Origin of the sequence: Flaviaesturariibacter aridisoli (assembly GCF_004343705.1) — a bacterium.
GTDB lineage: Bacteria > Bacteroidota > Bacteroidia > Chitinophagales > Chitinophagaceae > Flavisolibacter > Flavisolibacter aridisoli.
Genome location: NZ_SKFH01000003.1, coordinates 24,467 through 44,576, shown reverse-complemented (window position 1 = coordinate 44,576; position 20,110 = coordinate 24,467). Strand labels below are relative to the sequence as shown.

The 20,110-nt window shown below is 58.5% G+C and carries 24 protein-coding genes; 12 read left to right on the top strand and 12 right to left on the bottom strand.

Annotation, left to right across the window (positions count from 1 at the left end; all coding sequences use genetic code 11):
• Window position 1 precedes the first annotated feature (1 nt).
• Window positions 2-634 carry a class I SAM-dependent methyltransferase gene (locus tag E0486_RS03180; RefSeq protein WP_131850691.1) on the top strand — a complete coding sequence of 211 codons (633 nt, stop codon included), beginning with the start codon at window positions 2-4 and terminating at the stop codon, window positions 632-634.
• On the opposite strand, the gene E0486_RS03175 is transcribed toward E0486_RS03180, so the two are convergent.
• A complete protein-coding gene (locus tag E0486_RS03175) occupies window positions 627-1,169 on the bottom strand; it encodes a GNAT family N-acetyltransferase (RefSeq protein WP_131850690.1) in 543 nt (180 codons plus the stop codon). The genes E0486_RS03180 and E0486_RS03175 overlap by 8 nt on opposite strands.
• 51 nt (window positions 1,170-1,220) lie before the next feature.
• On the opposite strand from E0486_RS03175, the gene E0486_RS03170 reads away from it, so the two are divergent.
• From E0486_RS03170 to E0486_RS03160, 3 genes are read left to right on the top strand one after another with little or no spacing between them, the layout of a single operon-like run.
• The gene (locus E0486_RS03170) at window positions 1,221-2,315 is read left to right on the top strand and encodes a lipase family protein (protein ID WP_131850689.1); all 1,095 of its coding nucleotides are present in this window, start codon (window positions 1,221-1,223) and stop codon (window positions 2,313-2,315) included.
• A gap of 37 nt (window positions 2,316-2,352) precedes the next feature.
• Window positions 2,353-2,550, top strand: a complete 198-nt coding sequence (locus E0486_RS03165) for a hypothetical protein (RefSeq protein WP_131850688.1) — start codon at window positions 2,353-2,355, stop codon at window positions 2,548-2,550.
• A 47-nt stretch (window positions 2,551-2,597) separates the two neighbouring features.
• Window positions 2,598-3,131, top strand: a complete 534-nt coding sequence (locus E0486_RS03160; protein ID WP_131850687.1) for a hypothetical protein — start codon at window positions 2,598-2,600, stop codon at window positions 3,129-3,131.
• On the opposite strand, the gene E0486_RS03155 is transcribed toward E0486_RS03160, so the two are convergent.
• Window positions 3,116-3,316, bottom strand: coding sequence for a hypothetical protein (locus E0486_RS03155; protein ID WP_131850686.1), 201 nt, complete (start codon window positions 3,314-3,316; stop codon window positions 3,116-3,118). The genes E0486_RS03160 and E0486_RS03155 overlap by 16 nt on opposite strands.
• 392 nt (window positions 3,317-3,708) lie before the next feature.
• Between E0486_RS03155 and E0486_RS03150 the strand changes: the two genes are divergently transcribed.
• The 3 genes from E0486_RS03150 (at window position 3,709) to E0486_RS03145 (ending at window position 5,663) form a co-directional block, all read left to right on the top strand.
• Window positions 3,709-4,806, top strand: coding sequence for a hypothetical protein (locus E0486_RS03150; protein WP_131850685.1), 1,098 nt, complete (start codon window positions 3,709-3,711; stop codon window positions 4,804-4,806).
• Between the two features lie 100 nt (window positions 4,807-4,906).
• Window positions 4,907-5,044, top strand: coding sequence for a hypothetical protein (locus tag E0486_RS18720; RefSeq protein WP_165917170.1), 138 nt, complete (start codon window positions 4,907-4,909; stop codon window positions 5,042-5,044).
• A 46-nt stretch (window positions 5,045-5,090) separates the two neighbouring features.
• The gene (locus E0486_RS03145; RefSeq protein WP_131850684.1) at window positions 5,091-5,663 is read left to right on the top strand and encodes a hypothetical protein; all 573 of its coding nucleotides are present in this window, start codon (window positions 5,091-5,093) and stop codon (window positions 5,661-5,663) included.
• Here E0486_RS03145 and E0486_RS03140 read toward each other — a convergent pair.
• From E0486_RS03140 to E0486_RS03120, 6 genes are all read right to left on the bottom strand, one after another.
• Window positions 5,660-7,408 (bottom strand): sensor histidine kinase, encoded by a 1,749-nt coding sequence (locus E0486_RS03140; protein WP_131850683.1) that lies wholly within the window; start codon window positions 7,406-7,408, stop codon window positions 5,660-5,662. The two genes, E0486_RS03145 and E0486_RS03140, sit on opposite strands and share 4 nt — an antisense overlap.
• 218 nt (window positions 7,409-7,626) lie before the next feature.
• Complete coding sequence (locus E0486_RS03135; RefSeq protein ID WP_207906192.1) at window positions 7,627-8,205, bottom strand: phage tail protein; 579 nt, start codon at window positions 8,203-8,205, stop codon at window positions 7,627-7,629.
• A 66-nt stretch (window positions 8,206-8,271) separates the two neighbouring features.
• Complete coding sequence (locus tag E0486_RS19175) at window positions 8,272-8,526, bottom strand: phage tail protein (protein WP_243697360.1); 255 nt, start codon at window positions 8,524-8,526, stop codon at window positions 8,272-8,274.
• Window positions 8,526-8,849, bottom strand: coding sequence for a phage tail protein (locus E0486_RS19170; RefSeq protein ID WP_243697359.1), 324 nt, complete (start codon window positions 8,847-8,849; stop codon window positions 8,526-8,528). Before E0486_RS19170 ends, E0486_RS19175 begins: the two co-directional genes overlap by 1 nt.
• Window positions 8,850-8,873: 24 nt before the next feature.
• Window positions 8,874-9,824 (bottom strand): methionyl-tRNA formyltransferase, encoded by a 951-nt coding sequence (locus E0486_RS03125; protein WP_131850681.1) that lies wholly within the window; start codon window positions 9,822-9,824, stop codon window positions 8,874-8,876.
• A gap of 92 nt (window positions 9,825-9,916) precedes the next feature.
• Complete coding sequence (locus tag E0486_RS03120; RefSeq protein ID WP_131850680.1) at window positions 9,917-12,202, bottom strand: VWA domain-containing protein; 2,286 nt, start codon at window positions 12,200-12,202, stop codon at window positions 9,917-9,919.
• Between the two features lie 119 nt (window positions 12,203-12,321).
• Between E0486_RS03120 and E0486_RS03115 the strand changes: the two genes are divergently transcribed.
• Entirely contained in the window at window positions 12,322-12,882 is a 561-nt protein-coding gene (locus E0486_RS03115; protein WP_207906191.1) for a DUF1543 domain-containing protein, read from the top strand.
• A gap of 74 nt (window positions 12,883-12,956) precedes the next feature.
• On the opposite strand, the gene E0486_RS03110 is transcribed toward E0486_RS03115, so the two are convergent.
• The 3 genes from E0486_RS03110 to E0486_RS03100 all read right to left on the bottom strand — a co-directional run bounded on the left by E0486_RS03110 (window position 12,957) and on the right by E0486_RS03100 (window position 15,004).
• Window positions 12,957-14,060 (bottom strand): fatty acid desaturase family protein, encoded by a 1,104-nt coding sequence (locus E0486_RS03110; RefSeq protein WP_131850679.1) that lies wholly within the window; start codon window positions 14,058-14,060, stop codon window positions 12,957-12,959.
• Window positions 14,061-14,149: 89 nt separating this feature from the next.
• Window positions 14,150-14,515, bottom strand: coding sequence for a cold-shock protein (locus E0486_RS03105; protein WP_165917169.1), 366 nt, complete (start codon window positions 14,513-14,515; stop codon window positions 14,150-14,152).
• A 198-nt stretch (window positions 14,516-14,713) separates the two neighbouring features.
• Complete coding sequence (locus tag E0486_RS03100; RefSeq protein WP_131850677.1) at window positions 14,714-15,004, bottom strand: RNA recognition motif domain-containing protein; 291 nt, start codon at window positions 15,002-15,004, stop codon at window positions 14,714-14,716.
• Between the two features lie 362 nt (window positions 15,005-15,366).
• Here E0486_RS03100 and E0486_RS03095 point away from each other — a divergent pair, with 362 nt between their 5' ends.
• Together E0486_RS03095 and E0486_RS03090 are read left to right on the top strand one after the other, a co-directional pair.
• Window positions 15,367-15,672 (top strand): RNA recognition motif domain-containing protein, encoded by a 306-nt coding sequence (locus E0486_RS03095; RefSeq protein ID WP_131850676.1) that lies wholly within the window; start codon window positions 15,367-15,369, stop codon window positions 15,670-15,672.
• Between the two features lie 122 nt (window positions 15,673-15,794).
• Entirely contained in the window at window positions 15,795-16,157 is a 363-nt protein-coding gene (locus E0486_RS03090; RefSeq protein ID WP_131850675.1) for a hypothetical protein, read from the top strand.
• Between the two features lie 106 nt (window positions 16,158-16,263).
• Here the strand turns inward: E0486_RS03090 and E0486_RS03085 are convergent, their stop codons facing one another.
• Window positions 16,264-18,081, bottom strand: coding sequence for a glycoside hydrolase family 13 protein (locus E0486_RS03085; protein ID WP_131850674.1), 1,818 nt, complete (start codon window positions 18,079-18,081; stop codon window positions 16,264-16,266).
• A gap of 159 nt (window positions 18,082-18,240) precedes the next feature.
• On the opposite strand from E0486_RS03085, the gene E0486_RS03080 reads away from it, so the two are divergent.
• Window positions 18,241-19,311, top strand: a complete 1,071-nt coding sequence (locus tag E0486_RS03080) for a sensor histidine kinase (RefSeq protein WP_131850673.1) — start codon at window positions 18,241-18,243, stop codon at window positions 19,309-19,311.
• Window positions 19,277-19,990: a LytR/AlgR family response regulator transcription factor gene (locus E0486_RS03075; protein WP_131850672.1), complete on the top strand. Its 714-nt coding sequence runs from the start codon at window positions 19,277-19,279 to the stop codon at window positions 19,988-19,990. Before E0486_RS03080 ends, E0486_RS03075 begins: the two co-directional genes overlap by 35 nt.
• The last annotated feature ends 120 nt before the right edge of the window (window positions 19,991-20,110 follow it).

Genomic DNA, 20,110 nt, shown 5'->3' with positions numbered 1-20,110 from the left:
CATGCCGATGCCGCTAACCCCAACGACCCTTGTTGTAGCCGGGCGCACGATCTCCCTCCTGCTGCCCGACGCCGGGTGGGTGGAGCGGTCGTACCGTGCGCAGCTCGAAGCAGGGGAGCGTCCCGAGCTGCCCTATTGGAGCCGCCTCTGGCCGGCTGCTCATGCGCTGGCGGCCTGGTTGTCAAGTCATCCTCATTGGACCGAAGGAAAAGATGTGCTCGAGCTCGCGGCCGGCATCGGCCTGCCTTCCCTGCTCGTAGCCCCATCGGCACGCTCGGTGACGGGAAGCGACTACCTTCCCGAGGCCGTGAACCTGCTGCAACGAAACGCGGAGCAATTGGGGCTAACTAACTACGACGCCCGCCTCCTCGATTGGAACGCTCTTCCGCCCCACACGCGCGCAGATGTGCTTTTATTGAGTGATGTGAATTACGCTCCCGCGGCTTTCCCGGCATTGCAGGAAGTGCTCCGGCGCTTCCTGGCGCAGGGTACGGTGGTGCTGCTGGCTACGCCGCAGCGGATCATGGGAGCGCCTTTTATCGACGCGCTCCGAAGCTCGGTGCGGGAAATGGAAGAAACGGAGGTTGGCGGCACGCCGGTGAGCCTGTACCGCCTGGAAGGAGCGCTCAGGTAAGCTCCTGGCGCGCGCGCCATTCGTCTTCGAGAATGCTCATTTCCAGCAGGCTCCAGTAATGGTCGTCGTAGCGCAGGATATCGCGCTGCACGCCTTCGCGTACAAAGCCGCTTTTTTCATAGCAACGGATGGCGCCGTGGTTGAAATCGTACACGCCGAGGCTGATGCGGTGCAGCTTCAGGTCGCCGAAGCCGATACGGAGCAACTCCTTGATCATAGCGGTGCACAGGCCGCGGCCCTTTTGGTGGGTGTCGCCCACCAGCACCCGGCTGATGCGCGCCGACCGGTTCTTGCGGCTGATGCCTCCCAGCGACACATGTCCCACAGTCTTCTGCGAAACGGTATCGACCACTTTGTAAATCAGTGCGTCGGAAGTTGCGGGATCGTTGGTGTCTTCGAGGTACCACTCGAGGCTTTGGCGCGTAAGCGGGAAGCGAAAGAGCGAACCCGACCAGTTGGTCAGGAGGTGTTCGTTGTGGATCCAGCCAATCAGCTGTTCGAAATCGTCGGGCGTAAAATATTCTAGTCGGATCATAAAGGGGGATGGCGCGTTGCTAAATTAGGTGCGTTAATCGCAATTCGCCTTATGAAAAATATCCTTTCCGTTTTCCTGCTGCTTTTCACTGCGCTGGGCGCCGCCGCACAAATGCATCCGGGATTCGATGCGGCCGAATACCGCGACCTGCTGGCCCTCAATTTTGGCCGCTACGACAGCCTGCAGAAGGCCATCGGGGCGCCGGTGGCCTACCGTAAGACCTACACCTCACCGGTTATGGGCCTCGACAACCGCTGGACGCTGTATGAGCGCACCGACGGCCATGCCGCCGTTATTGCGGTGCGTGGCACCGTGGCCAGCCAGAAAAGCTGGCTGGCCAACATCTATTCGGTGATGCAGCCCGCGCAGGGACACCTGCAGCTGAACGACAGCGTCGGAGCCGACTACCGTCTCGCCGAAAGTGCGGACGCCGCCGTGCACACGGGCTGGCTCATTGCGCTGGTAGCGCTGGCGCCCGACATCGAGCGGCAGATCCTGGCCCTGCATGCGAAGGGTGTCCGCGCCATCTATGTGAGCGGGCACAGCCAGGGCGGCGCCATCGCTTACCTGCTGCGCTCCTGGCTTTACTACCGCACCGTGGCTGGTGCCCTTCCGGCCGACATTACGTATAAGACATATTGCAGTGCCGCCCCGAAGCCGGGCAACCTGGTGTATGCGTACGATTATGAATTCATCAACCGGGGCGGCTGGGCTTTCAACGTGATCAATGCCGCCGACTGGGTGCCGGAGACGCCGGTGACTGTGCAACAGCTCAGCGACCTGAACCCGCTCAACCCATTGACCGACCTGCACCATATGCTGCGGCGGCAAAAGCTCCCCGTGCGCCTGTATGCCGCGATGGTGTATGGAAAGATCACGCGCAAGAGCCGGAAGGCGGCCGGGACCTACAAAAAATACCTGGGACGGAAAGTGGGGCGCTCCGTGCGCAAAATACTGCCGGGACTGCAATTGCCCGGCGCCGTACCGGCGCTCAATTACATGCGGGCCGGTACGCCGGTGGTGCTGCAGCCGGACAGCGCTTACTTCGCGCGCTTTCCCAACGATCCCGACAAAGGGTATGGGGTGTGGACGCACCACCTTTTCGACGCCTACCTGTACCTGTTGCAGAAAGACTACCTGCACTGATGGCACACTTCTTTCTTTTTTTTAGAAAAAGAATACCATGCGAAACGATCCCAACCAGCAAGAGAATCAGCGCCTGCCTGATGATGTGCACAATGCCGCGCAGGACCCCGCCTCGATGAAAGATCCTTTGAAGCAGCAACTGGAAAAGTCGGAAGGTCTCAACGCGCCGAAGGAGCAGGAAACGCTCGAGAAGCTGCGCCGGCAATCCGGCAACGAAGGGGAGCAGAAGGGCTGATTTTGGCAGCCCCTTTGCCCTTCTATTCCGGAACAAACCGGAATGCCATGAAGCGATTAGGAATGTGTGTATTGATGCTGGCTTTGTGCGGCGCCGCCGCCGAAGCGCAGCCGCGCCTTAAAAGCAAGAGCGCGCGAAAGTCCGCTGTGGGCCCGGCCGTAGCGGGTCGCCTGGAGCAGAGCTCGTCGCAGGCAGCCTTTGCGCCCACGCAGGGGCAACGCTTCAGCATTGCCGATCCGTTCCTGACCTTGTATAACGGTCGCGCTGCCGGCGCCGTGCCGCTCGATGAGCCGGTACGGCCTATTCCTAACATACCGAGGCTCCGCTACGGCGTGGCGCACGGCCACCTGTTGTTTTACAACACGACGGCCACTACGCACGGCGGCAACACGGGCTCAGGCTCGGTGGGTACGGGCTCCAGCACCGGGAATGTGGGCACCAATGGCGTGGCGCAGGGGGTAAATGGAAAAAACCCCTTTGCGGGGCCTGGGATCTATGGCAATCGCGTGCGTTACAGCGGGCAGCCGGTGAACCTGCCGCCCCAGCGACCCAAAGAAAAAGAGGATCAGAAACCCTGGTAATTACCGCCGGGGCCGTCCTTGGTATAGGAAGCTGAATAATATACGGGCGCGGGATTCAAGGCGGGAGCACCGGAAATCACTTTCGTCAGTGCCGGCTCTTGCTGGCGGGTGGAATGAACGACAGTGAGGGCAGAGTTGCGTACTGTCAGTGCTTCGGTTGTCGGTTGGTCGGGACGCTTTCTCATATGCGACAGATGGTACAAAAAGTATTCCTTAAAGCTCCGCCGTCGGGGCTTGCGCTGTTTCTGGCTGAATTAAAGCGCGCTCTCGTTTAAGGTGTGCCGTAATTTGAAACGATGCTGCGCATTTTAGCGCTGGCGGCGGGTTTAAGCCCCTGCATAATTGTGGATTTATTGCCCTAATCCGACAGCCATTTTTGCCGGCTTCCCACTTGTAACCGGAGGTGCAGGGTACAGCATTTTTTCACCCAGGCAGGAGATGACAGTAAGAAACGTAGTGGAAAATCGACAGGCCGTAGAACTACGGTTGCCTGGATTTTTTCCTGTGGCAGAGTCGTGACCGGCACTGTACTTGTTTTAACAGGTCAGTCATTGATTAACAAAAAAAACACTGATCTATGAAAAAGTCAATTCTTGCCCTGGCAGCCCTGCTGGGTACCGGAGCAATGGGTTGGGCGCAGAATACGACGAACACCACTTCGTCTGGCACCAACACGCAGCAAACAAACGCACCTTCGACCGTGAACACACCGGGCACCCCCACGGCCCCCGACCCGCAGGAAAATCCTTCGGGCACCAATACCAGTGTGAACGGCAATGCCCCCACGACGAACAACATGACGGGCACAACTCCGTCTACGGGACTGCCTGCTACCAGTTCGCCGGTAGTGAACCCGGGCAACAGCAACACCACCGGCACGCTGCAAAGCAGCACGACGACCGGTGTAGACGGTATGCAAAACACACAGGGCTCGATGCAGAGCAACAGCAATTATCCCGCGTATGGCGCTGCTACGGCCGTCCCCGGCAACTTCAGCACCTCGCTGCAGCGCGACTACCCCACGGCGTTCAATCCCACCTGGCAGCAGTCGGGCGACTGGTACCGCGCGAGCTTCAACAACCAGAACCGCAACGTGATGGTGTACTATGCTCCCAACGGTAACAGCTACTCGGTAGCCCTGCCGGTGCTGAACGGCTACATTCCTGAAGAAGTAGTGACCCGTGCGCTGAACACGTATGGCAGCAACCTCTACTCGATCTCCCGCGTGAAGGCTGCCAACGGCCAGGACGCCTACCAGATCAATACCCTCGACGGCGGTATGGCCCGCAATGAATTTATCGGTGAGGACGGTTCCTCGTTCGCCGCGATCGACGTGTTCCGTCACGATGACGAGAATATGGCCAACGGCGAACTGATGGACAACTCCAACAACGCCGCCAAAGCCGATTCTGCCACGATGACGACCCCCGCCACCGGCGACAACACGTCGGGTATGGGTACCAACTCGTCGATGAGCACCGGTACGGGCACCGATATAAACAATACGTCTACCGATAACGGTACAACGACCGAAGCGGTCAACAGCACCAACAGCGCCGATCCGAAGTATAAGCACAAGATCAAGACGGAAGACGGCAAGAAACTGAAGATCAAGACGAAAAAAGGTGAGACCAAAGTGAAGGGTGATGCCATGGACGCCAGCGGCGGCCAGTAACGAGGCAGGAGTTAGGTCTATATACAGAGACAGAAGCGCCCCAACGGGCGCTTCTGTTTTTATGGTACAGCGCTTGCACCTGTTCGGAAAACAATCGACTATGAAAAGTATGCTGATCGCCGTGGGCCTGCTGGGCGCCTCCATCGCGGCCCTCCTCCTGACTACCGGCCGCAAGCAACCCGAACAAATCACCGCCGGCTCGCCTGAATTGCCGCAAGGCTCCCATGCCATGGGTTGAGGTTGCTGGTCTGTTTCTTGCACCCACAGTCCGAAAGAAGGCCCGTATGCACTATCTATTCGAACGCCGGCTTAATATGCTGGAAATTGCCGTACACCAGTTAACCGATGAAGCGCTGGCCGATTTCAGCCTGCCCGAAACCCTGTTGAAAGAGCACCTCATCTATATTCCCGAGTTGCTCACCGACAAGGCCAAGGAAGACACACATAAAAAGGACGTGCTGCCTGACGAGGGGCCCGAGGGCTACAAGTTGCGGCACAAGGAAAAGACATTTTATTATACGTATAAGGTGCCCTTCTCTTCGGAAGAATTCCTTACCGATATTTTGCCGATGCGCAGCTGCGATGAAGGACTCACCGTTACGCCTGCGCATGTTCAATACACCGAGTACAGCCACACGCCGATCGAGGGCAATACCCGTGAGCTGGTACGGATGCGCGTCAATGCGGAAAAGACCATCGCCGATATCGCGCTGATCCTGGACGAGTGGGCCGCCAATGCGGTGGAATTCAACCAGCTGGTACTGCCGGTGGCGATCCAGGAAAAGATCCAGGCTGAGCGCCTGCTACGCTTTGAGCGCGATGAGCGCCGCCGCCAGGGATTGCCGGCCTTCGCTTAAGCTCCGAGGTCGGCGGCCGGCTGCCGTTTCAGGCGCCGCACCTTTTCGAGGCTGAAGGCCACTTCGAGGCGGCAGCCCATGCCCGGAGCGGCCTGCAGCGACAGCTTTCCATTGTAGATATCCGCCCGGTTCATGATGTTGGTGAGCCCGATGCCGTTGCGATGATCGGTGGGGTTGAATCCGATGCCGTTGTCGGCAACGAGCAGCCGCAGGCTATCGCCCTGCTGCACCAGTTCCGTGCGGGCCTCGGTCGCCTTTGCGTACTTGAGAATGTTTGTGGTCTGCTCCTGGATGATCCGCAGCAGCGTCAGCTTGAGACCGGCGGGGAGCTTGTCTTCGTCCAGGCCATCGTATTCAAACCGGAAGCGGACGGTTCCCAGCAGGTTTAGGTTTTCGGTGAGGTCGCCGATGGCGAGCAGCAGGCCAACGTCGTTGAGCGTATGCGGCACCAGCGACCGCGACAGGCGGCGGATCTCCTGGATCACCGTCGATACCATTCCCACGCTGGCAAGCCGGTGCTTTTCGCGATCGGCTTCCGTCTGCCCCATGAATTCGAGGTGCAGCTTCACCGACGTGAGGATCTGGTTCACATTGTCGTGGAGCTCCCGGCCGATCTCGTTGCGCTCCTTTTCCTGGACCATTACCGTCGCCCGCGCGATCTCGCGCTGGTGGGCGATCTTTTCTTCCACCAGCTCATTTTGCAGCTCGATGTGGCGTGTAACGTCTTTGGCGAGGATCAGCATAGCGGGCCGCTCGTCGTATTCGATGGGGTGGGAGATGATCTCTACAAAAATCGCCTGGCCGTTTTTCTTGTGATGCACCCACTGCCCTTGCTGTCGCGCATGGCCCGGCTCGCGTTCATCGCGGGTAAGACCGAGCACCCGTTCGTGATCCTGCCCGGGGCGGATTTCGAGAATGGTCATTTGCCCGAATTCCTCGGCGCTGTAGCCGTAATGCTGCACCGCCATATGGTTCACTTCCCGGAAGCGCAGCGTGGCGCGGTCGAAGATCCACATCGGCATCGGGTTGTATTCGAACAGGTAGCGGTATTTCCGCTCCGAATCCTGGAGAAGCGCCTCGGTTTTGCGTACCTCTTCCAGGCTGCGCTGGAGCTTTTCGTAGTTGCGCGCGCTTTGCCGGAAGATCGGTGCGATCACCAGCACGATCAGGTAGATGAGACAGCCGATGAGGGAGATGATGATGGCCCGGTTCATATGCTCGATCCGTTCTTCCGAGCTGACCTCATCGGCACGGAGCTGGTCGTGTAACTCTTTCATCGCGGGCAGGTATACCGCCGAGGCAGCATACAGCCGTCCTGCATCACTCCATTCATTACTGTTCTTCTGTGGGTGTTCCAGCAGCGCCACGGCCTGCCGGTAGAGCTCCTGGTACGCCGTGTCGGCTCGCTCGAGGAGCACCGCTTCCGCGGGGTTCCTTTTGATCTGCCCGACCGTGCGGCGCAATTCATTTTGCCCGCTGCGAAAACTTTCCGTTGCCTCCCGCAGGTAGGTCAGCTGGTTGGCGAACTGCTCTTCGGAAAAATGATGATGGATGGAAAGGGCGGCGATCTTGCCTACGATCTGCTGCATGTAGATCTGCTGGCTCGACGCCGTGTTTTCTCCTTCCTCGTACAACTTGTTTTGACGGGTCTTATCGCTTATCAGGAAGTAAAGGACCAGGTTGAAGAGCACCACGGTGAACAGCAGCGCAAAAGAGATCCGGAACAGGCGTTTGAGGGGTGGCATATAGGGGGCTTTGGCGACAGCGTCTCCGTTCGGAAGCGGTTGATTGAAATACGATCCGTTCAGTTTAGCATCTTACCGTACGTGCCGGTGAAAACGCTTAGGCAGGATCTGGAAAGATGCTTAGTAAATGTAGAGATTAGATTTTGTATTGATCTAGGTCAGCTAAAAAAACCGCGTCCTGTTACGGACGCGGTTTTTTTTCGGGGATCCGGGAGGGATCAGGGGCGCGACGGGTAAATGCCTTGCCAGGCGATGATGTAGTTCAGGGCGAGGTAGGGCTGCATGTTGTTCACCGGGACGTTGCTGCCGGCGATACCGGTAGTGCCACCAATCGAACCATCGTTCAAGGTAGTGTCCGGCGTGCCGGTAACATAGGCGGGATATTGCGCCGCTTCGCGCTGGCCGTCGTTCACAATGCCAAGTACGGTTGCCTTGCTGGGAGCAGCAGCATCAGCATTGGCGTTCTTCACCATCAGCTGTGCGGTGCCGGCCAGGTTGTGGTTGTGCGCGGGCAGGTTGGCGGCAGTGAGGGTGTTGGTTTGCGAGCCGCCTATTTCGCCGAGCGAGTGCGCCGGAAGACCCGGTCCGGGCTGGCCGGCACCGGCGTGCATCGGCACGCGGCCGCGCAGGTCGGGGAGGGCGAAGGTATTCTGGCCGTTACCACCATACGTGGTGCCGAGCAGTGAAAAGAGGGTGGAGTACTGGGCGATCGGCAGGAGGCTGCCATCACAAAAAAACCAGCCCTGGGGGGCGAAGTTGCCGGCGAATATCTTGATCTCAGCGACAAAAGGTTCCATGATTATTGTTTTTGCGATGAAAGAAGGAGCGGTTGTTAATTGATCAATGGATTTATCCCGGCCGGCTTAAGGGCGCGAGGGGTAAACGCCTTCGTAGGCAATGATGTAATTGAGCGCCAGGTAAGGCTGCATATTGTTGAACGGCTGGCTGCCCCCGGCCATACCGGTAGTGCCACCGATCGAACCATCATTCAGGGTGGTGTCTGCTGTGCCCGTTGCGTACGCAGGGTACTGTGCTGCTTCACGCTGGCCGTCGTTTACGATACCAAGAACGGTGTTCTTGGCAGGTGCGGCGGAGTCGGCGTTGGCGTTTTTCACCATCAGCTGCGCGGTGCCGGCAAGGGTTGCACGTGTGCGGGCATATTGGTAGCATTGAGGGAGTTATTTTCCGTGCCGCCAATCTGGCCGGGCTGGTAGGGCGAAAGTCCGGGACCGGCTTGCCCGGCACCGGCGTGTACCGGCACACGGCCGCGCAGGTCGGGGAGTTTGAAGGTTGTTACGCCGTCACCGCCGTAGGTGGTGCCCAGCAGGGAAAACAGTGCCTGATTCTGACTGATGGCAATTGTAGCGCCGTCACAGAAGTACCAGCCCTGGGGGGCGAAGTTGCCAGCGAATAATTTGATTTCTGCGAGAAGTGGTTCCATGTTCTTTTTGTTTTTTATGATGAATTAATGAGAGACGGTTGTGGGGGACGCGATGGTGCCTTTATCGAAGCACTCCTGCGGCCGGAAGCCGATGGCGGCCAGCTTACCGCCGGAAAGAATGCCTTCGGGAAGTTTCGCCACGTTGATGCGCAGCAGGTTACCGTCGCAGCAGCAGACGAACAGGCCCTGCACGGGATTGGCGTGCACGATGGTGCCGGCCGGAGCCTTTAGCGTGCCTTCAGCCGGGCTCACTTCTAAGATCTGCAGCGGCTGTCCGCGAAACCAGGTCCAGGCGCCGGTGGCGATGGGGTTGCAGGCGTTGACGAGGTGTTCGATGGCGCCGGCCGGTTGGGTGTCCCAGTCGATCAGCAGGTCTTTTTCCCGTGGCTTGCGCTGGTAGGTCCGCAGCGTGGCATCCTGCGGACGTAATTTTGGCCCACCGCCGTTGGCGAAGCCGTCGAGCAAGGTTTGCACAAGTGGAAAGGCAGCAGCGGTGAGTCGTGCGGTGTACAGACCGTAGGTTTCGCCCGGGAACAGGTTTACAGCTTGTTGTGCCGCCACCGGCCCGGCGTCTATCCGCTCCGTCATCTGGTGCACGGTGACGCCACCGCTCGGGTCGCCGGCGCGGAGCTGCCAGAATACCGGTACGGGGCCGGCATAGCGTGGAAGCAGGCTGAAATGAACATTGTAAAAGCGATGACCGGCACCTGCGAGAAAGCTTGCCGGAATGCGCAGGGGGAAGCCAAAGGAGATCACTACGAGCTCCGGGTTGTTTTGCAGGAGCTGGTGTAATTCCGTAAAAAGCGCTTCCGGCTCCAATGCATGGAGGGGGAGACCAACACCCGCAGCTGCAAAGGTCAGCTCGGCGTAGTCGTCGGAAGCGGGTATGGGTGTGTATACTCCCTGGAAGCGGTCGCGCAGCGCACGCATTGTGGGAATCGATACACGATTATTCGTAAGCAGTATCGCAGGCATAAAATGGTTTTGCCTGCGCAGGAGTTTGTGTTGGCGGTGGTAAGGTAGGATTTATTTCCAGAATTCCAAACGCGATGCCTAGCCGAAAAAAATTACTTGCCGATCTTTTGCTGGTAGGCAATATTTTTCAGGGCGGTAACATAAAGCTGGAATTTGCCGGCCAGCACCTGGATGTCCGCATCGTTTGTGCCGGAATAAAGAGACTGCAGCCGGGCCTGTCCCTCGTCCAGCGCACGCTTGCAATCGCTCCATTTTTGTTGCTCGAAACTGCGCGCCATACGCAGCAGGCAGTCGTTGGCAAATGCTACGGCGTACAGCTTGCGGTGTTCTTCAAAACCCGCATTGGGACTCCCTCCTTCCTGTAGCGACCATTGCTCCGTCCGTTGTTCGCGCCGGCCGGTTTGTGCATTGATATAAGATAGCATAACCGTGGCGCGTGCTGCACCCGCAGCAGCGGCGCCACGGGTAAAAGAAACCAGTGCCGGCAATTCCTGGCCAGGGAAAAGGTCCGGTAGCGTGGCGTTGAAGCCGCCGGGTACCTGCGTTACGTTGCGTAGCCCGAAAGTTTGGCGCAGCGTCAGCCCTCCTTCCACACGTACCTCAACGCGGAGGTCGCGCATAGCGGGCTGGCCCAGCGTGATCAGCTTTTCGGAAAAAAGGCGTTCCAGTTCGGCGCCTTCGTGGGCCTGCTGCAGCAGGTCGGCGCCGTTGCTCACCAGGCGCTTGAGGAGGTCATAATTATAGTCGTTGCCCACGCCGATCGCCGTGCAGAAGATCTTGTCCTTCCACGGAGCCTGCACCGCCAGCAGTGTTTCTATGGGATTGCTGTCGTAGCCGTCGCTGAGCAGCACCAGCGTGTTGGCCCCATCGGGGCGGTAGAAGCGCGTGGCTTGTGTGTAGGCCGTTTCCAGCGCTGCTTTCATATCGGTGCCCCCTGAAGGCTCGATGCCCTGTACCAGCGCAATGATCTTCTCCCGGTCTTTACCCAGCGCTTGTGCCGGCAGTAGCAGGCGCTGGTTGTCGTTGAACAGGGTGATGGACAGCACGTCGCGCTCGCGAAGCTTGCCCAGCACTGCAATGAGGCCGCGTTTGAGACTTTCGATCCGCTCATAACCCGACATAGAACCGCTGATGTCGAGCAGAAAGGCCATGTTGAGCGGCGGTCTTGCCGATCCCTCGATTGCGCGGGCGCTGAGGCCGATCTCGAGCACCGCTTCGGGACCGATGCCGCCCGCGCGCAGCAACAGCGGCGAAGGTGCCGCAGGATCCAGCGGGTAAGGGTTGCGGTGGTAATACGGGAAGTCGGTGAGCATCAGTTGCGCCGGTGTGGGCACAAAGCGTTCGGGGTGCTCCAGTGCGGGGTTGGGCAGGTAGGTAAGGTCGAGCGAGCCGGCGGCGATGTTGCGGGCATCTTCCAGATTCACCACGTCCACGTCGCGCTCGTAAGGAAAATGCACGAGGTACTTCTTTCCGAAGGGCAGTATAAATACAGCTTCGCCCTTGCCGTCGGTGCGGCCTTTGTACACCGTTCGCGTGCCGATCTCGTCGAGGAAGAGCAGTCCGTTGTTCCAGGTTTTGCCATCGCGGCGCACCCTGATGCGGTACACGGCCCGCGAGTGCTTGTCTTCCACGGGTAGGCGGATCTGCTGCAGCACCGTGTCGTTGCGGCGCGTTTCGGTCATGTCGTACTGGTCGTAAACAACGGTCTGCGAAAGCGTATAACCTTCTAGTTGGTCCTGAATGATAAAGGAGGCATTGAGTTGTTCCTCCACGTCGATGTCGTAGGCTGTTTTTCCCGGCAGGTGAAAGTAGGCCATTCCCGAGGCATCGCTGAAGGCCACGTAGCGCTTACGGTTGGCGAGGCTCACGAGGCAAACGCGCTTCCCGGGAAGGCGCTGACGGGCGCTGTTCACCACTTCGATCTCGATGCGGTTGTAACCTTCAGCCACGTCTGCGGGCGCTACCTGTCCCTGCACCGCTATATCCGCGAGCCTGCTCCGGTCGAAGGTTTGCCGGCGCGTGCGCTCCTGCAGCGACGGGTTGTACGTGAGGTAGAGGCTGGTGCTGCCGTGCTGGTTGGCCCGCACGACCACCGGGTCGCTGCTTTGCACCTGGTCGTTAACCGACACCTGGTATTCGCCAGCCTTATCGAGCCGGAATTGCGCTATGCCCCGGCCGTCGGAGCTTTGCTCAAGCTGTCGGTGGGTAGCCAGTTCCAGCAGCTGCACCCGGGCATCGGGGAGGGGTTGCTGGCGATCGTCCACTACGGTCACTTCCACGTCCATGCTGGTCTGCGCGGAGGCGTTTCCGGCCTGCAGTAGCAGGAGTACCAGGAGCAGCACCGCGGCTGGGCGGGCGAAAGGCTTGAGGTGCATCATGGGCGAAAATTCCGGCGCCGGCCGCTGCCCGCGAATACTCACTATTGAGTATTCTGGCAGGAACCGACGTTTGCAACCCTTTTTTTAACGTTTCGATGACCACCGGCTAGCTTTGTAGGATGAGCCTCCAGCTATTCATGATCCTCCTTGGCTGCCGCCCGGAGGGGCGCCATACCGAGCAGCACGACATCTTCTTCACGATCGCCGAAAGCCTCGCCGACGCACGGCCTGCCATCCGCAACTTCTGGCCCGACGGGGGAACGCTTCACATCGATGCCTGGCGATCCGTGCGCCAGGTGGGCGATTACAGGGTGCAGGTGGTTGACCGCGCCGATGCCGTGCCGGGTGAATTGCGGGTTTTTTTTGTAAACCTCGGCGGCTACAAGCCGGGAGAATTCGAGGAGTTTCATTACAAGATGGTCGTAGCGGCCCGCGACAAGTCCGGCGCTATCGCTGCCGCACGGCGCAGCGCGTTTTACAAGCACACGGGTTTCAAGGGTGCCGAATCGCACATCGACGACAAGTACGGCATCGATGTAGACGACATTGCCGACGTTTTGGACATTCTTCCCGTAGAAATACGGGAGCGCTACGCCTTACGGCTGGAGCCTGCCGCCGGCCCGGAAGATGAGCTGCACCTCGGATACCTGAAGTGGAGCCGCATAGGTCAGGCCAGGTAAAATGCCGCTACCTCGTTGCTGGTAACAAAAAAGGCAGCCCTGACGGGCTGCCTATATTTTTCGGATCGGAAAGGCTAGGCTACTGCCAGCTCCTGCGTCTCTGCAACCTTCGGTTTTTCACCAAGTTTGCGGATGGTGCGCATGTGCGAGGAAAGCGCCTTGCCCACCGTGGGAAAGCTGTAGTAGGGGAGGCCGTGGAGGGCACATTGCTCCTGTACGATCTTGCTCAGGGCCGGGTAATGAACATGGCTCACGCGGGGAAACAGGTGGTGCTCCACCTGGTAGTTGAGGCCGCCCACGTACCAGTTGATAAGCTTGTTGCGCGGGGCAAAATTGGCGGTGGTGCGAACCTGGTGGGCTGCCCATTCGCTTTCAAGCACGCGCTCGTCGAGACCAACGGCTTCGAACTCCGGTCCTTCCACGGCATGCGCCAGCTGAAAGGTGTAAGAGAGAACGATGCCCGCAGTGACGCACATCGCGCTGAAGCCGGCCGCCCAGGCGCCAAAGCCCAGCAGGTAGATCGGCAGTGCCACGTAGAAGAACCCGTAGAGGGTCTTGCTAAGCCAGAACAAGACGTGTTCCTTTGTGTTCATCGGCTGCAGCGGCGTAGTATGAATGCGCTTCTTGAAATACTTATCGAAGTCGCGCAGGCCGATCCACACAAAGAGTGTGAGCGCATAGGCCAGCGGCAGGTAGCGATGCTGGTAGCGGTGGATTGGCAGCCACTCCTGTGTGGGGCTTTGCCGGAGGAGGCGGCTTTGCGCGATATCATCGTCCAGACCTTCAATGTTCGTGTAGGTATGGTGAAGGATATTGTGCTTTTGCTTCCAGAAAAAGGCATTACCGCCGATACAATTGAGCGACAGGCCCAGTACTTCGTTGACCCACTTGCGGCTCGAATAGGAGCCGTGGCAGGCGTCGTGCATAATGTTGAAGCCGATACTTGAAATCACCAGTCCCATGATGGAACAAAGCAAAAGTCCCAGCCATATCGGCGGATTGCCGAACAGCAGGAACGAGTAAATGCCCGCGGCTGCGGGCAGGAGTACCAGTGCTTTGGAATAAAGTTTCCAGTTGCCGGTCTTACGGATGCCGTTTTGCTGAAAGTACTTTTCTGTTTCCCGCTTCAGGGATTGGTAAAAAGCGGTATTCCGCGTGTCGAATTTGACTTTCGCCATAGTGAGCTTGTTTTCGGGGTAGGAAGGGGGAGGGACAGCTTCCTGATGAACACCTTCGTGCAAATATCAGGTCTCTGGCAATTCGATCATCACGCTTTGCGCACATTCATGGCCATCAGCCCACGGTCGCCCATGCGCTTCAGGTAAGTGACCTTGTCGGTTTCGGTAATCGGGAAGTTGCACTGGTCCTTGTGAACGAAGATGCGTTCGCCGGTGGTGCCGTCCTGGATAAATCCGAATCCTTTCGATTTGCTGAAATATTGCACCGTGCCCTGGTGCATCTGGTTGTCGGGAATGTAGGCCTCCGCCTTGGGAACGGCGTCAGGAACCTCTTCCAGCTTGTACACTTTCTTATTCTTGATATCGAGCGGCGTCGTACTCAGGTTGCCATTCTCGTCAAGGTAGGCGATCATGTCGTCGAAGGATTTGGGTCCATGCTCTTTCCGGGCAGCCATGCGCTCCTTCTTTTCTTGCCTTTGTTTCCGCTTGCGGTTTTCGATTTCTTTCTTGCTGAATGTTTCTTTTGATCTGGCCATGCAAATTTTTGCTTTTTAAAAATAATTCCCGTCGGAGCCGGATGCATCCGGTCAGCCGTCGGGTTTACGGTTGAGCTTGAGAAAGTAAAGGCCTCCAACGGAGGCCCTTACACTATATTACCAGCGGTTGCCGCGGCCGCCGTTGTCGCTGCGGGCGGGGCGGTCTTCCTTCGGGCGGGCTTCCATCACGCGGATGGTACGGCCGTCAACGGAAGCGCCGTCGAGTTCGGTGATCGCTTTTTTGGCAGACTCATCGTCGCTCATTTCCACGAAGCCGAAGCCTTTCGACTTGCCCGTGAATTTGTCCATGATTACTTTAGACGAAGTTACCTCGCCATAGGGGGTAAAAAACTCTCTCAGATCGCCATCCTGAATGCTGAAGCTTAAGTTCGAAACGTAAATGTTCATACTTTTTATTTGTATGCTGATTAAAATGCTCTGAGAAAGGCAAGGAGTAAAAGAGTAACTAAGATGCGTAAGGCAGGTAAGTGCGCGATGCAGGATAATTAGCTGGTACTGAATGCGAGGCTCAATGCTTGACTTGGTGAAGATACGCTTTAAGCCGGACATTTGCGCCAACTATTTGCTAAGGTTGAGCCCGCAGCAGGGCCGTAGCGGAATAATCCCGCACGGCGCCTGATTTAAGACTACCTTTAGGGCCTGCTGCCGGTTTCCAATTGCCGCACAACGCCTCTTCTCCGCACTTCGGTTTGCGCCCCACGGCATTCATCCTGCGCCAGATCCTTTCACTTTTCCCCCTTGAACAAATTATGAGACTTGTTATCTATCATCTCGATGCCGTTGTAGACCAGGAAGCGCTGGCGGCCCATTTTACTTCGTACGGACCGGTAGCTTCAGCCGAGATCGCGCAGGACGCCTTTACGGGCCTTTCCCGGGGCTTCGGCTACGTGGAGCTGGGCGATGCCGAAGGTCAGCGCGCCATCGAAGCACTCAACGGTTCCACCTGGCACGGCCACAGCATCGTGGTGGAGGAAGCGCCCGAAGTGCGGGTACAGAAAGGCTCTTATAAGGTCGGCAACGGCGCTGTGTGGACACCCCGCACCCGCCGCCGCTAGGAGCGGTCACCGGCGATCCAATCCGCGACCCCGCCGGGCACCGATGGAGACAAAGCTCTGTTAAGGCTTTACGGCCGAAGCCGCGCGCAAGCACGGCATCACTATCTTTGAACTATTTTTTTATGAAGACCTCCTATAACTACGAAATTGTTTGGCAAAAGTACCTGCCGGTGATCCGCATCGTTATGAAGCGCGCTCTGACGGGCAGCCAGGTGCTGAAACTGAACGCCAACGATTTCGAACGCATCGGCCTCACCCGCAAATCGGGCTATAAGTTCGACATCCGTATCTGCAACGGCAAAACCACCGAAGTGATCATTGACCACCCCCTGGCCTCGAGCCTGGCGCAGGTGCTGCTCAACGACAGCGCTGTCGGCACCCTCATTTCTGACCGTGAGTTCGAGCTCAGCCTCAGCAGCCGCTACGAGTTGACCATCTGCCAGACCAGCGACGAGACGGTACCCCGCTCCGACGACCAATCGTAACACCCGATACGGCAAGAGCTGCACCGCAGCAGGAACAACCGCACCTGCGATGCGCCGGTTCCGCAGAGGTACCGCTCCTGCTGCACTTATTTTTTGACGCCCGGGATCAGCGGGCTACCAGCACCGCGATCCCCATAGGCGCCACTTGAACGTTCCGCACGCTTTTCCCAGTAAAGGCGTCGCGGAACGTTCGCTTTTTAAGGCGTCCGTGGGCGAATTCGAGCGCCCGGCTGCCCCGGTTGATGACCACAATCACCTCTTCCTTACCCAGCACGCGGCTGAAGGCATAGGCCCGGTCGGTATCGTTGGCGCTGAGGGTCTCATAGCTGCCGGTGCGGATAGACGGGTATTTCTTGCGCAGGGCGATGAACTTCTGGTACCAGCCGAACAACTCGGGATCGAAGGCAACGCTGTCGGCTTCGTGCTTCGACTGGTCGGGGTTGGCCGTCTCGGGATCGTATTTGAACTCGCGCCACAGCATCGGCTTGCGGCAGTCGGGATCGTTCGAACCCCAGAGGCCGGCTTCGTCCCCGTAATAGATCATCGGCGCGCCGAGGTACAGCAGTTGGAAGGCAGCGATCAGGCGTTGCTTTTTGCGCTGCTCCGCCGTCGGCTTGCGGGCATTATAGTTTGCATTGTTGCTTTTCTGGCTCCAGTTGAAATAGGGGCCCCAGTCGCCGAAGCGCTTGCCATCGGGGTTGGCCACGGCGCTGGCAATACGCGTGGCATCGTGGCTGTTCATCAGGTTTTGCATGTTGAGGGCCACAGCACTCCCGAAGGCCTCCCGGAGGTCCTTCAGCCGCTTGTCGAAAGCCGTTGCCGTAATGCCGAGGCTGTCCTGCACAAAGAAGTCGTGTACAATGAAGGCGAAGTTGTAGTTCATGGTGGCGTCGAACTCATCGCCCATGAGATAGGGACGGGTCTTTTCGATCGGGTCTACGAGCTCGGCGGTCATGTAAGCCTGCGGGTTGATGGAGCGCACGTGGCGGCGCCAGTCTTTCCAGAAGGCATGGCTCACGTCGTAGGCTACGTCGAGGCGCCAGCCGTCGATGCCGTGGGCGATGCCTTTATTCATCGGGTTCATCCAGCGACGTGTGGCGTTGAAGATATACTGCTTCGGACCGGCCACAATGCCGCCGCTGTCTTCGCGGAATTCGGGCAGGGTGCGCACGCCGAACCAGCCTTTGTAGCGGAAGGGCGTTCCCTTGGCACTGTCGCGCCAGCTTTGCACGATGAACCAGTCTTTGTACGGCGAGGCCTCCTGGTTTTTCTCCAGGTCCTGGAACGCAAAATTGCGGATGCCCACGTGATTGAACACACCGTCGAAGATGATCCGCATTCCGCGACGGTGCACCTCGTCGATCAATTTGAGCGCCAGCTTGTCGGCGGCCGTCCAGGCCCAGGTAGCCGTGTCGAGCGGGTTTTCTGCGGCAATGAGGCGCTTGTCGCCTTCGGGGTCGGGGCCAAAGGTGGGATCGATGTGGTGGTACATCAGCGCATCGTATTTATGCGACGAAGGCGACCAGAACAACGGGGTGGTATAAATGGCTTCCACGCCGAGCGCCTTCAGGTAGTCGAGCTTGTCGATCATGCCCTGGATGTCGCCCCCGTAGCGGCGGCGCTGCAGGTTGAACCAGATGTTCTTGCCATTGGCCACTTCGTAGGGCTGCAGTTGGTACCAGTCGCTCGTCCAGGGATGCGTTTGGAAGGCCGACGAATCATCGAAGGGATACGCGCCGCTGAGGTCGCTCTTTTTCGGGTCGTTCGACGCGTCGCCGTTGCGGAAGCGCTCCGGGAAGATCTGGTACCAGACGATGCCCTTGCTCCAGTCGGGTGTGTGGTCGGTTTGGGCGCCGGAAGTAATGCCGGTGCCGGAAAGGATCAGGAGCGTAAGCGCGCGGGCAAATAAGGAAAGTCGGGTCATAGGGGTTTCGTTGTGGCGCCGGGGTGAGAAGACCGGCGAACGTAAAAGTACGGGGGAAGCGGCAGTGCTGTGCGGCAGCCTGCTGTTTGTGCGCCGGTAGCCGTCGCCCGCAGTTTTTTTGGAGGCGGCTGCGGATTTTTTTCGCAACTTGGATGTTCCATGAAAAGAGTCCTGCTGCACGCATTGTTCTGGCTGCTCTATTTTTTTCAAAACGTGCTTTTGATCTTTTTCGTCAATGGTACCCGCCTGGCGCAAACACCCGGGGCGGACGGCTTGCTGGCGATGGCCAACTGCGCTGTGCTGCTGTTGCCAAAAATGCTGTTTACCTACTGGGTGTTCCGGTTCGGGCTGGGCAGTACCGAAAAATCGATCGGGCAGGGGCGCCGCATTCTGCATACGGTGCTGGCCCTGCTGCTGTCGCTGGTGCTGTACCGGTCGCTGGTGGTGTACGTCATCGATCCGTATATTTACCATTGGCGCAGCGGCCAGCCCCTGTGGTACGCGCTCGGTTTCCTGGTGGCACTGATGGACATCGGCTTTGTCGGTGGCGCGGCCCTGGCCATCCGGTTGTTCCGTCAGCAGCGCGCCGCGGGCCTCCGCGAATCTGCGCTTCTGCAGGCGCAGCTGGAGTCGGAGCTGCGCTTCCTGCGCAACCAGACCAACCCGCATTTCCTGTTCAACACATTGAATAATATATATGCCCTGGCGCGGAAAAACTCCGACGCGGTGCCCGAGGTGATCCTACGCCTGTCGAAGCTGCTGCGCTTTATGCTGTACGAAAGCGCGAAGCCGCGGATCAGTATCGCCGAAGAAGTGCGCCTGCTCGACGATTATATCGAGCTCGAAAAGATCCGCTACGACAGCCGCCTGACCGTGAACTTTTACCGCGAGATCGACAACGATGCACAGCCCGTGCTGCCGCTGCTGCTGCTGCCTTTCGTAGAAAACGCCTTTAAGCATGGGCCCGCCGACAGTCACCACGACTCCTACATACACATCGACCTGTTGCTGCAGGCCGGGCGCCTTACCTTCGTAATTGAAAACAGCACCGAGAGCGCCGCGCCGGGTGGAGCAGGGGAGGGCATCGGATTGAAAAACGTGCGCCGGCAGCTCGAATTGACCTATCCCGGCTACGCGCTGACCCTGGAACACAGCGACCGGATGTTTAGTGCTACTTTGACTGTTAACCTGCAATATGAAAACGATCCGTTGCCTGCTGCTGGAAGATGAGCCGCTTGCGGCCGAGGTGCTGGCGGAATACATCGGCCAGGTACCTTTTCTTGACCTGCGGGCCGTTTGCCCCGACGCGCTCTTCGCCCTCGACGTGCTGCAACGTGAACCCATCGACCTGATCTTTTTAGATATACACCTGCCCAAGATGAAGGGGCTGGATTTCATCCGCACGCTCGCCCATCCGCCAAGGGTGATCGTGGTTTCGGCGTATAGTGATTACGCGCTCCAGGGTTATGAACTCAACGTGGTGGATTACCTGCTGAAGCCGGTGGAATGGAGCCGGTTTCTCATGGCCGTGAACAAGCTGCAGGCGGCGCCGGGAAAGCCCTTCGAGGCTATCCCGGTCACAAGAGCCGATGTGCGGCCGCACCTGTTTTTCAACGTCAACAAGCGGCGCGTGAAGGTCTGCCTCGACGAGATCCTGTACATCGAAAGCCTGCGCGAATACATCCGTATCAGCACGCACAACCGGTCCATCCTGACCAAGTACCCGCTCAGCGAGATCGAGGAATTGCTGCAGCAGAACCACTTCCTTCGGATCCATCGCTCGTTCATCGTGGCGCAGGACAAGATCGATACGTTTTCAGCCACCGACGTGGAAGTAGGCGGCAAGCAGTTGCCCATTGGCCGCAATTACAAGGAAGCGGTGCTGGCCGCGCTCGACGCGCAGCGCTGAACTGCAGGCGCAGGGTGTTTTCCGTGCGCCGAAAAGTGTTGTTGGTGGAAAATGATCGCTGCGGTCAGGGATAGCCGCTAGATTCGCAGGATGCCTGCGCTGTGCCGCCGGCGCTCGAAA